12 protein-coding genes and 1 tRNA gene are annotated in these 16,837 nt (G+C 59.2%); 5 read left to right on the top strand and 8 right to left on the bottom strand.

What is annotated here, in order from left to right:
* Positions 1-127: 127 nt before the first annotated feature.
* Positions 128-3,901 (bottom strand): methionine synthase, encoded by a 3,774-nt coding sequence (gene metH / locus BS627_RS10140; RefSeq protein ID WP_077983098.1) that lies wholly within the window; start codon positions 3,899-3,901, stop codon positions 128-130.
* Between the two features lie 192 nt (positions 3,902-4,093).
* Here metH and BS627_RS10135 point away from each other — a divergent pair, with 192 nt between their 5' ends.
* Positions 4,094-5,341 carry an AGE family epimerase/isomerase gene (locus BS627_RS10135; protein WP_077983097.1) on the top strand — a complete coding sequence of 416 codons (1,248 nt, stop codon included), beginning with the start codon at positions 4,094-4,096 and terminating at the stop codon, positions 5,339-5,341.
* Between the two features lie 97 nt (positions 5,342-5,438).
* Here BS627_RS10135 and BS627_RS10130 read toward each other — a convergent pair whose 3' ends face one another.
* Positions 5,439-5,999 (bottom strand): dual specificity protein phosphatase family protein, encoded by a 561-nt coding sequence (locus BS627_RS10130; RefSeq protein WP_089153238.1) that lies wholly within the window; start codon positions 5,997-5,999, stop codon positions 5,439-5,441.
* A gap of 208 nt (positions 6,000-6,207) precedes the next feature.
* On the bottom strand, positions 6,208-6,660 hold the full coding sequence (locus BS627_RS10125; protein ID WP_077983095.1) for a hypothetical protein: 453 nt from the start codon (positions 6,658-6,660) through the stop codon (positions 6,208-6,210).
* A gap of 437 nt (positions 6,661-7,097) precedes the next feature.
* On the opposite strand from BS627_RS10125, the gene BS627_RS10120 reads away from it, so the two are divergent.
* Complete coding sequence (locus tag BS627_RS10120; protein WP_077983094.1) at positions 7,098-7,730, top strand: outer membrane protein; 633 nt, start codon at positions 7,098-7,100, stop codon at positions 7,728-7,730.
* A gap of 211 nt (positions 7,731-7,941) precedes the next feature.
* Positions 7,942-8,301 carry a hypothetical protein gene (locus BS627_RS10115; RefSeq protein WP_162520302.1) on the top strand — a complete coding sequence of 120 codons (360 nt, stop codon included), beginning with the start codon at positions 7,942-7,944 and terminating at the stop codon, positions 8,299-8,301.
* Positions 8,302-8,475: 174 nt separating this feature from the next.
* Here the strand turns inward: BS627_RS10115 and BS627_RS10110 are convergent.
* Positions 8,476-8,551 (bottom strand) — tRNA-Ile (locus BS627_RS10110).
* Between the two features lie 178 nt (positions 8,552-8,729).
* Here BS627_RS10110 and BS627_RS10105 point away from each other — a divergent pair.
* Entirely contained in the window at positions 8,730-9,473 is a 744-nt protein-coding gene (locus BS627_RS10105) for an SIMPL domain-containing protein (RefSeq protein WP_077983093.1), read from the top strand.
* Between the two features lie 166 nt (positions 9,474-9,639).
* On the opposite strand, the gene BS627_RS10100 is transcribed toward BS627_RS10105, so the two are convergent.
* Both BS627_RS10100 and BS627_RS10095 read right to left on the bottom strand, forming a co-directional pair.
* Entirely contained in the window at positions 9,640-9,975 is a 336-nt protein-coding gene (locus BS627_RS10100; protein ID WP_077983092.1) for a hypothetical protein, read from the bottom strand.
* 151 nt (positions 9,976-10,126) lie between these two features.
* Positions 10,127-10,549 carry a secondary thiamine-phosphate synthase enzyme YjbQ gene (locus BS627_RS10095; RefSeq protein WP_077983106.1) on the bottom strand — a complete coding sequence of 141 codons (423 nt, stop codon included), beginning with the start codon at positions 10,547-10,549 and terminating at the stop codon, positions 10,127-10,129.
* Between the two features lie 252 nt (positions 10,550-10,801).
* Here BS627_RS10095 and BS627_RS10090 point away from each other — a divergent pair, with 252 nt between their 5' ends.
* Complete coding sequence (locus tag BS627_RS10090) at positions 10,802-13,354, top strand: HWE histidine kinase domain-containing protein (protein WP_077983091.1); 2,553 nt, start codon at positions 10,802-10,804, stop codon at positions 13,352-13,354.
* 20 nt (positions 13,355-13,374) lie between these two features.
* On the opposite strand, the gene BS627_RS10085 is transcribed toward BS627_RS10090, so the two are convergent.
* Positions 13,375-14,298 carry a DUF930 domain-containing protein gene (locus tag BS627_RS10085; RefSeq protein WP_165691211.1) on the bottom strand — a complete coding sequence of 308 codons (924 nt, stop codon included), beginning with the start codon at positions 14,296-14,298 and terminating at the stop codon, positions 13,375-13,377.
* Between the two features lie 196 nt (positions 14,299-14,494).
* Entirely contained in the window at positions 14,495-16,549 is a 2,055-nt protein-coding gene (gene rpoD, locus BS627_RS10080) for an RNA polymerase sigma factor RpoD (RefSeq protein WP_077983090.1), read from the bottom strand.
* Positions 16,550-16,837 lie beyond the last annotated feature (288 nt).

The raw sequence follows: 16,837 nt of genomic DNA, 5'->3' as shown, positions 1-16,837 counted from the left end.
TCAGGAGCAGGTTTCTTCAACATGTCCCAATGAATCATAAACCCCCAGCTCACGCCAGGGGTTTGTCAGCAGTCTGAAGCGCGGGCAAGACCCGCGCTTTTTTATTGAATGGCAGCACACCGGAACATCAGGCCGCGCTGTCGATTTCCTCCGCGCCGTTCGTCGGCACGTAGTTGAGGACAGGACCGAGCCAGCGCTCCACCTCTTCCACCGGCATATCCTTGCGGCGCGCATAATCGAGAACCTGATCGCGCTCCACCTTGGCAACGCCGAAATAATAGCTCTCGGGATGGCCGATATATATACCCGAGACGGAGGAGCCGGGCCACATTGCGTAGCTTTCCGTCAGTTCCACACCCGCCGCATTGGTGGCGTCGAGCAGGGCAAACAGCGTCTTCTTTTCGGTATGGTCAGGCTGGGCCGGATAGCCGGGCGCCGGGCGAATACCGGCATAGGCCTCGCCAATCAACTCATCGCCGTTGAAGTTTTCCTGCGGGGCATAACCCCAGAACTCCTTGCGCACTCGCTCATGCATGCGCTCGGCGAAGGCTTCCGCGAAACGGTCGGCCAGCGCCTTGACGAGGATGGACGAATAATCGTCATTCGCCCGCTCGAAACGCTCGGCAATCGCCACTTCCTCGATACCCGCCGTCACCACGAAACCGCCGACATAATCGGCAACGCCGCTATCGACAGGCGCGACGAAATCGGACAGCGCCACATTGGGGCGGCCATCGCGCTTGGAAAGCTGCTGGCGCAGCGTGAAGAAGGTCGCCAACTCTTCGCCGCGGCTTTCATCCGTGAACAGGCGGATATCGTCGCCCACGGCGTTGGCCGGCCAGAAGCCGATCACCGCCCGCGGCCGGAACCAGTTCTCCTCAATGATCTTCTTCAGCATCGCCTGCGCATCGCTGTAAAGCTGCCGCGCCGCCTCGCCCTGTTTTTCGTCATCGAGAATGGCCGGGAAGCGGCCCTTCAGCTCCCAGGTCTGGAAGAACGGCGTCCAGTCGATGTAACGGGAAAGCTCTTGAAGGTCGTAAGTCTCGAACACCCTAGTGCCGAAAAATTGCGGCTTGACGGCGCTATAGGCCGACCAGTCAATCTTGTGCGCGTTCTCGCGGGCGCGGGAAAGCGGCAGACGCTGCTTTTCGCGCTCATTGCGGGCGTGCGCTTCCGCCACCTTGGCATATTCGCTGCGAATACCGTCGATATAAGTCGGCTTCTGCTCTGCGGAAAGAAGCGCCGACACGACGCCCACCGCACGCGAGGCGTCGGTGACATAGATCGCCTGCCCCTGCTCGTAACGCGGATGGATTTTTACCGCGGTATGCACGCGGCTGGTTGTTGCGCCGCCGATCAGGAGCGGGATGTCGAAACCCTGCCGCTCCATTTCGGCCGCCACATGCACCATCTCGTCTAGCGACGGGGTTATGAGGCCGGAAAGGCCGATCACATCCACCTTTTCGGCAATCGCCGTCTCGAGGATTTTCGTCGTCGGCACCATGACGCCGAGATCGATGATCTCGTAATTGTTGCAGGCGAGAACGACGCCGACAATGTTTTTGCCGATATCGTGCACGTCACCCTTCACGGTCGCCATCAAAACCTTGCCGGCGGCACTGCGCTCGGCCCCGCCATTCAGGCGCTTTTCCTCTTCCATGTAAGGCAGCAGCACGGCCACCGCCTGCTTCATCACGCGCGCGGATTTCACCACCTGCGGCAGGAACATCTTGCCGGACCCGAACAGGTCACCGACCACATTCATGCCGGCCATCAGCGGCCCCTCGATGACATGCAATGGACGCTCCGCCTTCTGGCGCGCCTCTTCCGTATCGGCCTCGATATAGTCGGTGATGCCGTTGACCAGCGCATGCTCCAGCCGCTTTTCGACGGGAAGCTCACGCCAGGAAAGGTCCTGCACCTTGGCTTGTTTTTCACCAGTACCTCGAAAACGCTCGGCTACTTCAAGCAGCCGCTCGGTCGCGTCGTCGCGGCGGTTCAGCACCACGTCTTCGCAGGCCTCGCGCAGTTCCGCATCGATATTGTCGTAAACCGCGAGCTGGCCGGCATTAACGATGCCCATATCCATGCCGACCTGAATGGCGTGGTAGAGGAACACCGCATGCATCGCCTCACGCACCGGCTCATTGCCGCGGAAGGAGAAGGACAGGTTGGAAACGCCGCCGGAAATATGCGTGAGCGGCATGGTTTCGCGGATAGTCTTGGTGGCCTCGATGAAGTCCACGCCGTAATTATTGTGCTCTTCGATACCGGTCGCAACCGCAAACACGTTCGGATCGAAGATGATGTCTTCTGGCGAGAGGCCCGCCTTTTCGGTCAGGAGCTTGTAGGCGCGCGCGCAGATTTCCACCTTGCGCTGATAGGTATCCGCCTGCCCGACCTCGTCAAAGGCCATGACCACGACCGCAGCGCCGTAATTATGGACGAGCCGTGCCTGCTGGAGAAACTTCTCCTCGCCTTCCTTCAGCGAAATCGAATTGACGATCGACTTGCCCTGCACGCATTTCAGACCGGCTTCGATAATCTCGAATTTCGAGGAGTCGATCATCACAGGCACGCGGGCGATATCCGGCTCGGCGGCGATGAGGTTCAGGAACTCCACCATCGCCTTTTCGGAATCGATCAGGCCTTCATCCATGTTGATGTCGATGATCTGCGCGCCGTTCTCCACCTGGTCGCGGGCGACGGCCAGCGCCGCCGTATAATCGCCGGCGGTGATGAGCTTGCGGAAGCGGGCCGAGCCGGTGACGTTGGTGCGTTCGCCGACATTGACGAAGGGAATGTCTTTGGTCAGCACGAAAGGCTCAAGGCCCGAAAGCGACATGAAGGGCTTGTGCTCGGGGATCGGGCGCGGCTTGTAATCCTTGACCGCATCAGCAATCGCCCGGATGTGCTCTGGCGTCGAGCCACAGCAACCGCCGACGATATTGACGAGGCCGTCGCGGGCAAAACCCTGCACCTGACGCGCCATCATCTCAGGCGTTTCGTCATATTGGCCGAATTCATTCGGCAGGCCTGCATTGGGATAGGCGCAGACGAAGGTATCGGCCACGTCAGACAATTCCTGCAGATGCGGACGCATGGCATCCGCACCCAGCGCGCAGTTCAGCCCGATGGTGAAGGGATTGGCATGGCGCACCGAATTCCAGAACGCAGACGGCGTCTGGCCGGACAGCGTGCGGCCGGAAAGGTCGGTAATCGTGCCTGAGATCATCACCGGCAGGCGGATGCCCTTGGCCTCGAAACGCTCCTCGCAGGCGAAGATCGCTGCCTTGGCGTTCAGCGTATCGAAGATCGTCTCGATGAGGATGATGTCGGCACCGCCATCGATCAGACCATCGATCTGCTCACCATAGGCGATACGCAGGTCGTCGAAGCTGACGGCGCGATAACCGGGATTGTTGACGTCAGGCGAAATCGAGGCCGTGCGGTTGGTCGGGCCGATGGCGCCCGCCACGAAACGGCGGCGGCCATCTTCCCGCTCGGCGCGCTGGGCGGCACGGCGGACAATCGCGGCACCTTCGCGGTTGAGGTCGTAGACGGCGTTTTCCATCTCGTAATCGGCCTGGGCGATGCGCGTTGACGAAAACGTGTTGGTTTCGAGAATATCCGCGCCCGCCATGGCGTAGCGATAGTGGATGTCTTCGATGGCATCCGGCTGGGTCAGGATCAGAAGGTCGTTATTGCCCTTCTGGTGACATGCACAGCCGATAAAACGATCGCCACGAAAATGATCCTCGTCAAAACCCAGCCCCTGGATCTGCGTGCCCATGGCACCATCGAGAATGAGGATGCGTTCGCTGGCGGCATCGCGCAACGCCTTGAAAATTTCCGCGCCGTCACGCTTTGCCCCTTCAGGGCCGAACAGATCGTCAAACACGGGCACACTCCTCATTTCGATTTGCAAGATCGCAAGTCGTCAAGTCACATAAAGATATGTTTATGTCAATATATCTTCAAGGGACAGGCATGGCTTTGCGCAGTAGCAGCACGTTACGAAATATCGCTGACAGATGACAGGTTTATACGGCAAGGATATAAGCCGAAGCAGGAAACCGCATGGAGGACGAGAATGCCCGAGGACGATCACAACAGCCGCAACTGGAACACCCTGCCCTGGCATCGCCAATGGCTGGCAAAACAGGCTGAGGGACTTTTCGATTTCTTCCAGTATCGTGCCCTCAATCCTGCCGGCGGCTTCTTCGATCTCGACGCCAAGGGTGCGCCGCTGCAGCCAAACGACCCCGTGCGCGGCATTCACGCATCCGCCCGCATGGTGCATTGTTTCTCCATCGGCCATCTGCTCGGGCGTCCAGGCTGCGGCGATATCGTCGATCACGGCATGACCTATCTCTGGAACAGGCATCGCGACGGCGAACATGGCGGTTATTTCTGGCAGGTGAACGATGCCGGCCCAGTGGACGCCACCAAGCAGGGTTATGGCCATGCCTTTGTGCTTCTGGCCGCCTCTTCCGCGAAAACCGTCGGCCACCCTCTCGCAGACAAGATGCTGGCCGACATTACCGAGGTGCTCGAAGCCCGGTTCTGGGAGGAAAAACACGGCGCCATCGCCGAGGAATTCCATCGCGACTGGTCGCCCATCGAGAATTACCGCGGCCAGAACTCTAACATGCACCTGACCGAAGCGCTGATGGCCGCCTATGAGGTGACCGGCGACAATAGCTACCTCAGCAAGGCGGAGCGCATCGCCGATCTCGTTATCCGCCGCCGCGCCGGCGAGCTGGATTTCCGCGTGCCGGAGCATTTCGATGAGAACTGGACGCTCGACAAGGAGTATCGCGGCAACGAAATGTTCCGCCCCTCCGGCTCCACCCCCGGCCACTGGCTGGAATGGGCGCGTCTCATCCTGCAATTATGGGTGCTGGGAGAACGCCGCCATGACTGGATGCCGGTGGCCGCAAAATCGCTGTTCGTGCAATCCATGGCGCTCGGCTGGGATCGGGAAAAGGGCGGCTTCTTTTATACGCTCGACTGGAACGACAATCCCGACAAGCGGGCAAAGCTCTGGTGGCCCATGTCCGAGGCGGCGGGCGCTGCCCACTTCCTCAACGAGAACCTGCCGGCGGACGACTTCTATGAAGACAGCTATCGCCGCATCTGGAGCACGATCGCCAACAACTTCATCGATCATGAGAATGGCGGCTGGCACGAGGAACTGACGGAAGATCTGGTTCCCGCCCACACGCTGTTCCCCGGCAAGGGCGATATCTACCACGCGCTGCAGGCCTGCCTCATCCCGCTTTTCCCGGCGACGGGAAGCCTGACGAAGGTGATCAGGGAAAGCGGCGGGGATTATTAAGGCGTTGCCCAACCGTCCGTCGTGCCGGCCTTAAGCCGGCATCCAGCGACAGCGCCTCTGCGCCGTAAAAGAGTTTTTCTCGATCTACCGCGGCATCTCAAAACCCGATGGTTTCCTCGAAATCATCCCAGGACTGGTACATTTCATAGCGACCGATACCGGGGATCGGCACATGCCCGTAATAGGGTGAAAGCTGAAACTCGGCGGTCGCCTCGCTCTTGCCAGCAACGGCCGCCACGTAAATGGCAGAGGCAAGCCCGGTACGGTTCGCGCCATGCTCACAATGGATGAGAACGGGCTTTTCCGCATTGCGCAGCACCGCCGCCAGCGTTTCTGAATCCTCCACCGACACCTTTTCGCTTGAACTCAGCGGATAATCGACAAGCCGGATACTGTTGTTTTTCGCCGCAAGGCTTTCGGCCTCGTACCATCCCTCACGCTTTTCATCGCGCAGGTTGATGATCGTCTTGATGCCATAAGCCTTGGCATAGGCCGCGATGTCCTTGCCGCTCGGCTGGGCCGAACGGTAAAGCTCTCCAGGAATGACTTCGTGAAAATTTCCGGTGAGCTGGCCGATGCCCATATGTGCGCCCGCCAGAACCGGCAGGGCGACAAGGCCAATGGCGGTTATTTTCAGAAACTTCAGAACAATACGCAAAACATCAACCCGCGACATTCATCGAATGGTGGGGAGATGGCATTGCAAATGGACGAAAACAAGTCGGCGGCTGTTCCAGCCGGTTTCGTTGCGGAGGAGGAGAATTCGCCTATCCGCCCGAATCTGCCGTGATGCCCGGACTTTCCGCCTTCGCTCCTCGGCGAGACAATTTTCAAAATGCCGTGATAACCGCAGCCGCGTGAGCCGCTCATTCGAATTCTGCGGAAATGACGGTAACGCGCCACTCCAGCCGTTGCGGCTCTACGCTTTCATTGTTGCGCATACGGAACGCCCGGCAGGCCGAAAATGTCTCCCCGGCCTCGATGCGCCTTTCGCTCACCTGATAGGGATCGAAGGAAACGGAGGCGCGGAAGGCCGGTTCAAACCCTTCAAGCGTATAGGTGAGCCGCTGCACCGCGACGTCATTGTCATTGCGGAAGCTGACGCGGATCGGCAATGCCGCATCCGGGCAGACCGAATCGAATGCCGCGCTCGCGACGATATGGTCGAGCCGCTGGTTGCCGCGCCGCCAGTCATAAATCACAAAAGCGGCTGTGGCCGTCCAGATCAGCAGCAGGCAGATGACAACGGATTTGAGATGCCGCGGAAACGCAATGAGGGTGAGAAGAAGAATGGCGCTGAGAACGGCTCCGACAATCACGTCGCCCCTCCTCCGCTAAAATAAAGCCTCATGCGATCTCATCCTCCCATGCCCTTCCCATCCGCATCAATCCCCCTCACCGGGAGGCCGCAATGATGCAGTATCAACCGCAGCTTATGCCGCCGGCAATCCAACGCAAAGCGCCAGCATCGTCTTCCACAACTCTATGGTCGCTCCCCCCGCTGTCAAGACAACCAAGCGTGACATCGACCGTCCACCGTACCGGACCTTTGCCCAAACGGCGAAGGGAACCAAACTCGGCTGAAGACGTTCGCCGCATCAGAACAGCATGGCGGGGCGATAAAAAGCCGCGATCCACGGCCGTACGGGCAGCAACGCCGGGGGACACGAGCGCCTCCTGGAACCACTGAACCGCGGCCCATATTAAACGCAGCTAATCTATGCTATGGATGTCTGTCAGCTCAGGGAGAAAAACGATGAAAACGCTGATCGTAACGTCACTCATGGCCCTGTCGGCCAGCACCGCAATGGCCGCGGATGCCGTCTACGAGACGCCTGCACCTCCGGTCGCGCAGGAAACCCTGCCGGTCTTCACCTGGTCTGGCCCCTATCTTGGTATTCAAGGCGGCGCGGGCTGGGCAAATGGTGATTTTTCGGCGGGCGGCCCGGTCGCCTCGGATGATTTCAACGGCGGCATTCTGGGCGCCTTCGTTGGTTACAATTACCAGTTCGACAATAATCTGGTGCTCGGCATCGAAGGTGATGTCGATTATAACTGGAACGACAATGACTATGCTGGCGTCAAGATCGGCACCGACTGGCAGGGTTCCGTTCGCGGCCGTGTCGGTTATGCCTTCGACCATGCCCTGCTTTATGCCACCGCCGGCTGGACCGCGACACGCGGCTTCATCGAAACGCCCGGAGCCGGCAAGGACAGCACCACCTTCAACGGCTACACCGTCGGCGCGGGCCTGGACTATGCCTTCACGGACAATGTGTTCGGCAGGCTGGAATATCGCTACAACGACTATAGCGACAAGGACATCTTCGGCATCAATACCGATGTCGACCAGCACACTGTCAAGGTCGGTCTCGGCGTGAAGTTCTAATCGCGACCGGTCGATTTCGCTAAAAAGCCCGGCCATCTGCCGGGCTTATTTGTTGCTGAAAGCCTGCATCGGCCGCGATCTTCGCCGCCTGGGTTCAGGGAAATATGAACCGTGCAGAAATGAAATGTTCACAGGCCGTTCACCCGTCCCGTGCCATCATCCGGGCATAATGAGCCTCTATCTCCGCAGGCAGGCTTATGGAGTAGCCCCGATGAAAAAGATAATTCTTTCCACTGTTGCCGCGCTGATCGCCACCGGCAGCATTTTTGCATCCTATGGCACTGCTGCCGCGCAGGACTATCCCTATCGCCCGCGCTACGACCGCGGCGGCCCACCCCCACCGCCCTACCGCGAACACCGCCGCCACAATGACGGCGCAGCGATTGCCGGCGGCCTCGCCGCAGGCGTCATTGGCGGCCTGATCGGCGGCGCCATCGCCAACAGCAATAACGGCCCGCGCTACTACGAACCGCCACCGCCGCCCCGCCCCCGCTGCTGGTTCGAAGACCGCCGCGTGCCCAATTCCTATGATGGCGGCTGGCATACGGAAAGTATGCGGGTTTGTAATTGACATTGAAGCTTTTCTCGATCCGGCTTGCCCCATCGGCACGCCGGATCGACGCAGATGCATTCATTCCACTTCCGGAATTTGCCACCAGCATAGCAGAGATCACGCCTCAGACGTGACAGACGCGCGCGCTCGAAGAGCAGCGAAACATCCCAAGCATTTGATCTTGAAAGAAAATGGTGGGCCCGGAGGGACTCGAACCCCCAACCAAGCGGTTATGAGCCGCCGGCTCTAACCATTGAGCTACAGGCCCCTTTCGGAAAATCAGTCCGAAGCACCGGTTCGCAATGGCTCGAATCCGGTGGGTCACGCTCTAACGTAATTTTTTGAGCCCGACAAGCCAATGATGCTTTCGCAAAGCAGCGCCGCCGTATTAGCTACACAATCTAAGGCAATACCCTTCAAAGGGACTCAATCAACGAGGAAACACCATGAAGACAAAAACGGCTCGCCTTTTCGCACTCACCGCAATGACCGCAGCAGCCATGATGCCGCTTGCCGCCCAGGTGTCTGCGCAGGAGACCACCCCACGCGAAGCCACCATCAGTGTTTCCGGCGAAGGCCAGGCGGCCATCGCGCCCGATATGGCCATCCTCTCCTTCAGTGTCGTCAAGCAGGCGGAAACCGCCGCGGCAGCGCTGACGGAAAACTCCAAGGCGCTTGCCGATGTCCTGAAGGCGCTGAAAGAGGCCGCCATCGAGGACCGCGACCTGCAGACCAGCAACTTTTCGGTGCAGCCGCTCTATAAGCACTATGAACCCAAGGACGGCGTCTATGTCGCGCCCGAGATCACCGGCTATCAGGTGTCCAACGGCCTGACCGTGCGGGTGCGCGACCTGAAAAAGCTCGGCGCGATCCTCGATACCTCCGTCAAGCTCGGCATCAACCAGGGCGGCGACATCACCTTCACCAATGACAAGCCGGAAGCGACGGTGACCGAGGCCCGCAAGCAGGCCGTCGCCGATGCTCTCGCCAAGGCGAAGACGCTGACGGAAGCGGCGGGCGTGAAGCTTGGCCGCGTCATTCAGATCAGCGAGAACTCGCAGCGCCCGATGCCGGTACCGGCGGGCATGATGCGTGCTTCGATGATGAAGGAAGCCGACAGCGTGCCGATCGCTTCGGGCGAGAACAGCTACAGCGTGGTGGTCAACGTCACCTTCGCTCTCGAGCAGTAAGATCGGCGGCGGGCGGCACTCCTGTGCCGCTCTTCCCCATCCGAAGTTTGGCCATTGGCATGATACAAAACGAAATGCCCCTCGCCTGCCTTTTTGGACAAGCGAGGGGCATTTTTTAATCGTTCCGCCGGACGGGGTATCAGCAGATCGATAAGGCTATACGCTGTTAGCGCCGGATCACCGGGCAACCGCGCTCATTGGCGAAAACGATGCGATCAAGGCCGCGACGGTCGAAGCCTGCCACCACGACACGGCGCGGCGACACATCAACCACGCGGGCGCGGCGAAGACCCATGCGGCCTGCCTTTTCTTCCGCAAGCCAGGGCGAGCAGCCACGGCGCGGGCGATCCGGACGACCCCAGCCGGGGCGATGGCCATAACCATCCTGAACCTGAACCCTGAACTGAACGTCCGAGCCTGCGGAAGCCGCTGGCGCAGTAACGGAAATTCCACCGAGGGCGATGAGGGCAGCCAGGCCGGCTTTTGCGAAGGTGCTGAACATGAACTCACTCCGTTTGTTTCTTTGCCGACAGGGGAACATCCCCCGGCGATTGACGAGACCCTAGACCCGCCCGCCTGAATATTAACAGAACCGAATGTTCAGCAGGCGTTCAGGGTGCTTAACGCGAAGCATGGCGCTCTGGATCCGTATCTCAGGACGAGATATGCAGCACGATTTCGCGGCGATGCGGCTGGTCACGATGTTCAAAAAGATAAAGGCCCTGCCAGGTGCCGAGCACGAGCCTGCCGTCGCTGATCGGTACGCCAATGGAAACCGTGGTGAGCGCTGATTTGATATGGGCGGGCATATCGTCGGGACCTTCGAGCGTATGGATGATCCAGTGCATGGAGGGATCGTCGGAAGGCGGGACGAGGCGGGAAAAAAACGCCGTGAGATCGCGCCGCGCATCGGGATCGGCATTTTCCTGAATGAGCAGCGAGCAGGATGTGTGCCGGACGAAGATCGTCAGCAAGCCTTCTTCCACGCCGGCGTGGCTGACGAACGCCTTGGCCTCGGATGTGAATTCATAAAGTCCCTGCCCCCGGGTTGCGACGATGATTTTTCTCTGCGGCACATTTTTTCCTTCACTGAGCTGGAACAAAATTGGCGATGCCAACGTTTCAGCATGTCAATTTGTATCCGATGACGTAAGGGATACGACAATAGCGTGACAACGGCCCATAAAGCAGAACGGAACACCGGTGTCACAGTTGCAAAAAACGGGGAAGGGTTGGCACTGTCAGAATGAATTATCCAGGCTTACCCTTTTCTTTACGAACACAATGGTCCTCGTCCAAGACAGACACAGGGTGCGAAAGACTGATTCATGGCACCCAGTGATTATCATGTCGATCTGACCAATTGCGACCGCGAACCCATCCACATCCCAGGCTATATTCAACCGCATGGCTGCCTCATCGCCTGCGATAACGCCATGCGCATGGTGCTGCGGCATTCTGAAAACTGCCGCGAAATGCTGGGCGTCGAAGGCGACATCAACGGCAAAACCGCCGAGGAGGTGCTTGGCAAAAAACTTGTCCACGATCTCCGCAATGCGCTCACCGTCACCGGCAGAACCACGCGTCCCGCCATGCTGCCCGCCGTGGAAATGAGCGACGGTCGCGGCTTCGACATTTCGCTCCACCGCTACAAATCCACCACGATCATCGAATTCGAACCATCCCGCAACGAGACGCAGCCGCTCGGCACCGCGCGCAAGATGGTGGACCGCATCCGCGAAGCGGACAGCGTCGAAAGCCTGATCTCCAGAACGACGCGGCTGATAAAGGCGACGCTCGGCTATGACCGGGTGATGATCTACCGCTTCGAGGAGGATGGCGCAGGCAAGGTCTTGTCGGAAGCGAAGCAGCCGGAGCTGGAAAGCTTTCTCGGGCAATATTTCCCCGCCAGCGACATTCCGCAGCAGGCCCGCGCGCTTTATCTCAAGAATACGCTGCGCATTATCTCGGATGCCAGCGGCGCCCGTGTTCCCGTCCTGCCGGTTGTCGATGCCTCCGGCGAGCCGCTCGATATGTCCTTCGCGCATCTGCGCAGCGTCTCGCCCATCCATTGCGAATATCTTCGCAACATGGGTGTTGCTGCTTCCATGTCGATTTCGGTGATTGTCGACGGTGCGCTGTGGGGCCTGATCGCCTGCCACCATTATTCCCCGCGCGTGCTGACGATGCCAGTCCGGATCGCCGCTGAAATGTTCGGAGAGTTTTTCTCCATGCATTTGCAGGTTCTAAAGCAGAAGCGCAGGCTCGATACCGTCAACCATGCCCATGCCGCTCTTGACCGCTTCCTTCAGCTTGCCGCCCATCACGCCAACATTGAAGAACTGCTGGTCGACAGCTTTCAGGATTTTGCCGATCTGATGCCCTGCGACGGCGTTGGGCTCTGGGTCGATAACAACTGGCACGGCCATGGCGCAACGCCGCCGCATAATGCCATTCCAAGGCTGGCGCGTTTTGTCGCTTCGGCTTCGGAAGGCAAGGTCTGGGCGACGCACGCCCTCTCGCAGGCCATACCGGAAGCGGAAATCTACGCCGGCACCGCGGCGGGAATGCTCGCTATCCCGCTGTCGCAGGTCAAGAACGACTATCTCCTGTTTTTCCGCAAGGAGATCGTGCAAAATCTGAACTGGGCCGGCAATCCTGAAAAATCCTATGAGACCGGCCCGATGGGCGAGCGCCTTACCCCGCGCAAGAGCTTTGCGATCTGGAAAGAGACGGTCCGCTTGCAGGCGCAGCCCTGGTCGGAAGCCGACCGGGAGATCGCGGAAGCGGCGAGAATTGCGCTGGTCGAGGTCGCATTCCATCACAGCGAGCTGATGGCGGGCGAGAGGGAACGCGCGGAAGTGCGTCAGCGCATGCTGAACGAGGAGCTCAACCACCGCGTCAAGAATGTTCTGGCCATCATCAAATCGCTGGTCGGCAATCCCTCGCAGGAGGGCAAGACCTTGCAGGAATATGTGACCGCCCTGAAGGGCCGCATTCAGGCATTGTCCTTTGCCCATGACCAGATCATTCGCGGCGAAGGCGGCGGCGCGCTGCGCGACCTGCTGGATGCCGAACTGTCGCCGCATCGCTCTCCGGAAACGACGGTGAAGCTTGAAGGCCCCCAGGTCACACTCGATTCCCGCGCTTTCTCGGTGATGGCGCTGGTTCTGCACGAACTGGCGACGAATGCCGCCAAATACGGCGCGCTTTCGCAAAATGGCGGGCAATTGCATGTGCGCTGGGACATCAACGAGAACCGCGATTGCGAGATCGAGTGGCGTGAAATCCTGCCGACCAAACTGCCGACGCCATCGCGCGCCGGTTTCGGTACGGCACTCATCAGCCGCAGCATTCCTTATGACCTCGGTGGGCGCAGCACCATGCGCTATCTGCCGGATGGGCTGGAGGCGGAAATTTTCCTGCCCTCCCGTCACGTCTCGTCGGCCACGGCAAGTACCGACACGCGAACCGAACTTGAAATTGCGCCGCAGCACAGACGCTATAACCGGGAGGAGCCATTGAAAGTCTTACTCGTCGAAGACCAGATGCTGATCGCCATGGATGTCGAGAACATGCTGGAAGACAACGGCATCAAGGCGATCGAAACCGCAACCTCGTCGGCGATGGCAATTGAAAAGCTGAAGAGCTATGTGCCTGATGTGGCTATTCTCGACATCAATCTCGGCTCGGACACCTCAATTCCCGTCGCCCGCGAACTTCACCGCCGTGGCATTCCGTTCATGTTCGCCACCGGTTATGCGGATGGCAGCATGGTGCCGGATGAATTCGGCGCCGTGCCTGTCATCAGGAAGCCTTATGATGAGGATGCGCTGATGGCGGGCATTGGGCTGCTGATGGGGGATGCGGAGCGGGTGTAGGAGATTGATGCGAACCAGCCCTACTGAAATCTTGTAAAGCCGCGCTTTTTCGCGTCTTCCGGGCTGACCTCATTCCCAATTTTAAACCGGAATTCCGTCACCGTGTAATTTTCCAGATCGACTTCACACTGGAACGAAACGTCATGCCAGCCATTGCCCGTGTTGAACGCGCCGCCGGAAGCATCGATCGAGTTACCGGAAATCCTGCCGCCCGTGTCCGAATAGGGGATCATGCCCCTGGCGGCAAATCCTGCGCTCTGAATCTGGGCCAGAGCTTCGGTGCTGCAAAGCTGAACGACGCGGCGACGTGGTGGCAGATCGCCAAACATCTGACGTCTCTGGGCCGGTGACAGCATGGACGAAGACAGGAGGTTTTTGGCCGCCGGAAGTTTTACGGGTTTCTTTTCCGTCACTGCCGCCGGCTTTTCTTCAGTTGGCTTGGCCTGCGGTACAGGCGGCTGATCGGGCTGCGTTTCTTCCTTCACGGGTGAAACCGCGATTTCCCCCTGTGCGGCGGAAGCCTGAAGATCGCTGTTGGCGGCAGGAGCTGCGGGCTTTTCCTCAGCCGTTTTTTCAGGCTGGCTTGCAGGCTCTTCGGAGGGCTCGGTCTTTTCCGCTTCCTCCGTCTTGCCCGGCTTGTCCTCGGGATCCGCCCGTGTTTCCTCAGGCCGCATGGCGATGGCCGGTAGCGTCGCCTGTGGCGGTGGCAAAGTTTTCGCGTCTTCTGCCGGAGGAGCTGGCGGCGGAGGTGGCAGAGGTTCTGGCTTTTCCTCTTTAGCCTTCTCTTCACCCGGCGGAGGGGCCTCTTCCGCCTTTTTTTCCTCGGGCGGCGGCACGAGTTCGACGCTGACGCTCTCCGGCTCCTGCGGTTCGGCTATCCGCTCCGGCAATTCAAAAAAGAACAGTGCGACAACGGCCAGATGCAGCAGCACGGAGATGGGCACTGCCCATCCCTTCCCTTTCCACCTGCTTGCCGAAACCTGTTGCATCAATCGAACCAAATCGAAACCGAGCATTTCCGGCAAAGCGGAAAGCGATATGTTTCACACATAGGGCTTGTCGCAGAGTTCGCCAGTGCGGGAAACAAAAAACCCGGCCAGAGGTGACTGACCGGGTTCAATTTTAAAAGAAATAAACAGCTTAGCTGTCGAGGAAGCTCCGGAGCTTTCGCGAACGGCTCGGATGCTTCAGCTTGCGCAGCGCCTTCGCCTCGATCTGGCGGATACGTTCGCGCGTCACCGAGAACTGCTGGCCGACTTCTTCCAACGTATGGTCGGTGTTCATGCCGATGCCGAAACGCATGCGCAGAACACGCTCTTCACGCGGCGTCAGCGAAGCGAGAACACGGGTGGTCGTCTCGCGCAGGTTCGCCTGAATGGCGGCGTCGATCGGCAGCAGCGCGTTCTTATCCTCGATGAAGTCACCGAGATGCGAATCCTCTTCGTCACCCACGGGGGTTTCGAGCGAAATCGGCTCCTTGGCGATCTTCAGAACCTTGCGCACCTTTTCAAGCGGCATGGCGAGCTTCTCGGCCAGCTCTTCCGGGGTCGGTTCACGGCCGATCTCGTGCAGCATCTGGCGCGACGTGCGAACGATCTTGTTGATCGTTTCGATCATATGCACCGGAATACGGATCGTGCGGGCCTGGTCGGCAATCGAACGGGTGATCGCCTGCCTGATCCACCAGGTCGCATAGGTCGAGAACTTGTAACCACGGCGATATTCGAACTTATCAACCGCCTTCATCAGGCCGATATTGCCTTCCTGAATGAGATCGAGGAACTGCAGACCACGGTTGGTGTATTTCTTCGCAATCGAGATCACCAGACGCAGGTTGGCCTCGACCATCTCCTTCTTGGCGATCCGCGCTTCGCGCTCGCCCTTCTGCACCATCGAAACGATGCGGCGGAATTCGGCGATGGAAATGCCGGTTTCCGTGGAGAGGTTCTGGATTTCCTGACGGATTTCCCGGATCGTGTTGCTTTCCTCGCGAGCGAATTCCTTCCAGCCGCGGGCGGCCAGATTGGCAATCGACTTCATCCAGTTCGGATCGAGTTCCGCACCGTGATACTGCTCAAGGAAGCTGTCACGCTTGACGCCATAGGATTCGGCAAGGCGCAGCAGCCGGCCTTCATTCTGCATCAGGCGCTTGGAAATGTCGTAGAGCTGCTCGACAAGGCTGTCGATACGGTTCTGGTTCAGCGACAGCGACTTGACGGCCGTGATCAGCTGATCCTTCAGTTCCTTGTACCGACGCTCCTGGCCGGAAGACAGGGTGCCGGTGCAGGCGAGACGCGCTTCCACCTGCTGATCCTGAAGCTTGCGCAGCTTCTTGTAGGTGTCGGCGATGGTGTCGAGCGTTTCCATGACCTGCGGGCGCAGTTCGGCTTCCATCGCGGCAAGCGAAAGATTGGACTCGTCGTCGTCCTCTTCTTCCTCTTCCGGCGGAAGGCCGTCACCACCCACATCCGTCACGTCATCGTCACCGGAAGGTGCACGCAGCTTGCGGGTCTTTTCCTTCTCTTCGGCGGCCTTGCGGTCGGCCTCGATCTTTTCCGGACTCTGGAACTGGGGCGCCGCCTTGGCTTCCGGACCGGAATAGGTGGTTTCGAGATCGATGATCTCACGCAGCAGCGTCGTACCTTCGTTGAGTTCGTCGCGCCAGATAATCAGCGCCTGAAACGTCAGCGGGCTTTCGCACAGGCCGGAAATCATAGTTTCGCGGCCGGCCTCGATGCGCTTGGCAATGGCGATTTCGCCTTCGCGCGACAGAAGCTCGACGGAACCCATCTCACGCAGATACATGCGCACGGGGTCGTCAGTGCGGTCGGTCGGTTCTTTCTTCTTTGCGGTCGCAAGCGCGGTGCCGCCGGAAGGAGCGAGTTCGCCGCCCTCGGATTCCTCACCATCGGAATCGCCGTCGTCGTCACTGCCGGCAGCTTCCTCGGCGTCCTCGTCCTCGATGACGTTGATGCCCATGTCGGACAGCATCGCCATCGTGTCCTCGATCTGCTCGGAGGTCACCTCTTCGGACGGCAGGACGGAATTCAACTCGTCCATCGTTACATAGCCGCGCTTCTTGGCGGCCTTGATCATTTTCTTGACCGCGTCATCCGAAAGGTCGAGAAGCGGGCCGTCCGTCGCACCGTCGCGTTCGTTTTCTGCTTCTTCGTTTTCTTTGACTTTGGTTGCCATCTATCTCGTCGCTTTCCCTGACGCTAACACCTGTTCCGCAGCATCGCCGTCCGCCCCTTGAGCATCCAGCGTTTGCCGCGAATCACTGTCAGACACCTAACGGAGTGATCTTTAATTGCCGATTAACCACGGCAGCCTCAGGCAGAATGCAAAGACAGTGCACCCGGAAATGCTTGCTCATGCAATTTCTATCCGCCAAGGCTCATTCCACTTTACTATTCATGAAATGGTGATTCCCGCTATTTCCCGCCCCGTCAAGCCTTTAAGGGCGAGACAGCCAAGGAAATT

Origin of the sequence: Agrobacterium salinitolerans (assembly GCF_002008225.1) — a bacterium.
Lineage (GTDB): Bacteria > Pseudomonadota > Alphaproteobacteria > Rhizobiales > Rhizobiaceae > Agrobacterium > Agrobacterium salinitolerans.
Note: the sequence above shows the minus strand (reverse complement) of the source record. Positions and strands in the feature narration are given on the sequence as shown.

Coding starts and splice junctions, on each gene's coding strand:
- BS627_RS10135 (WP_077983097.1), top strand. CDS start 4,094: ATGCCCGAGGACGATCACAACAGCCGCAACTGGAACACCCTGCCCTGG.
- BS627_RS10120 (WP_077983094.1), top strand. CDS start 7,098: ATGAAAACGCTGATCGTAACGTCACTCATGGCCCTGTCGGCCAGCACC.
- BS627_RS10115 (WP_162520302.1), top strand. CDS start 7,942: ATGAAAAAGATAATTCTTTCCACTGTTGCCGCGCTGATCGCCACCGGC.
- BS627_RS10105 (WP_077983093.1), top strand. CDS start 8,730: ATGAAGACAAAAACGGCTCGCCTTTTCGCACTCACCGCAATGACCGCA.
- BS627_RS10100 (WP_077983092.1), bottom strand. CDS start 9,975: ATGTTCAGCACCTTCGCAAAAGCCGGCCTGGCTGCCCTCATCGCCCTC.
- BS627_RS10090 (WP_077983091.1), top strand. CDS start 10,802: ATGGCACCCAGTGATTATCATGTCGATCTGACCAATTGCGACCGCGAA.
- rpoD (WP_077983090.1), bottom strand. CDS start 16,549: ATGGCAACCAAAGTCAAAGAAAACGAAGAAGCAGAAAACGAACGCGAC.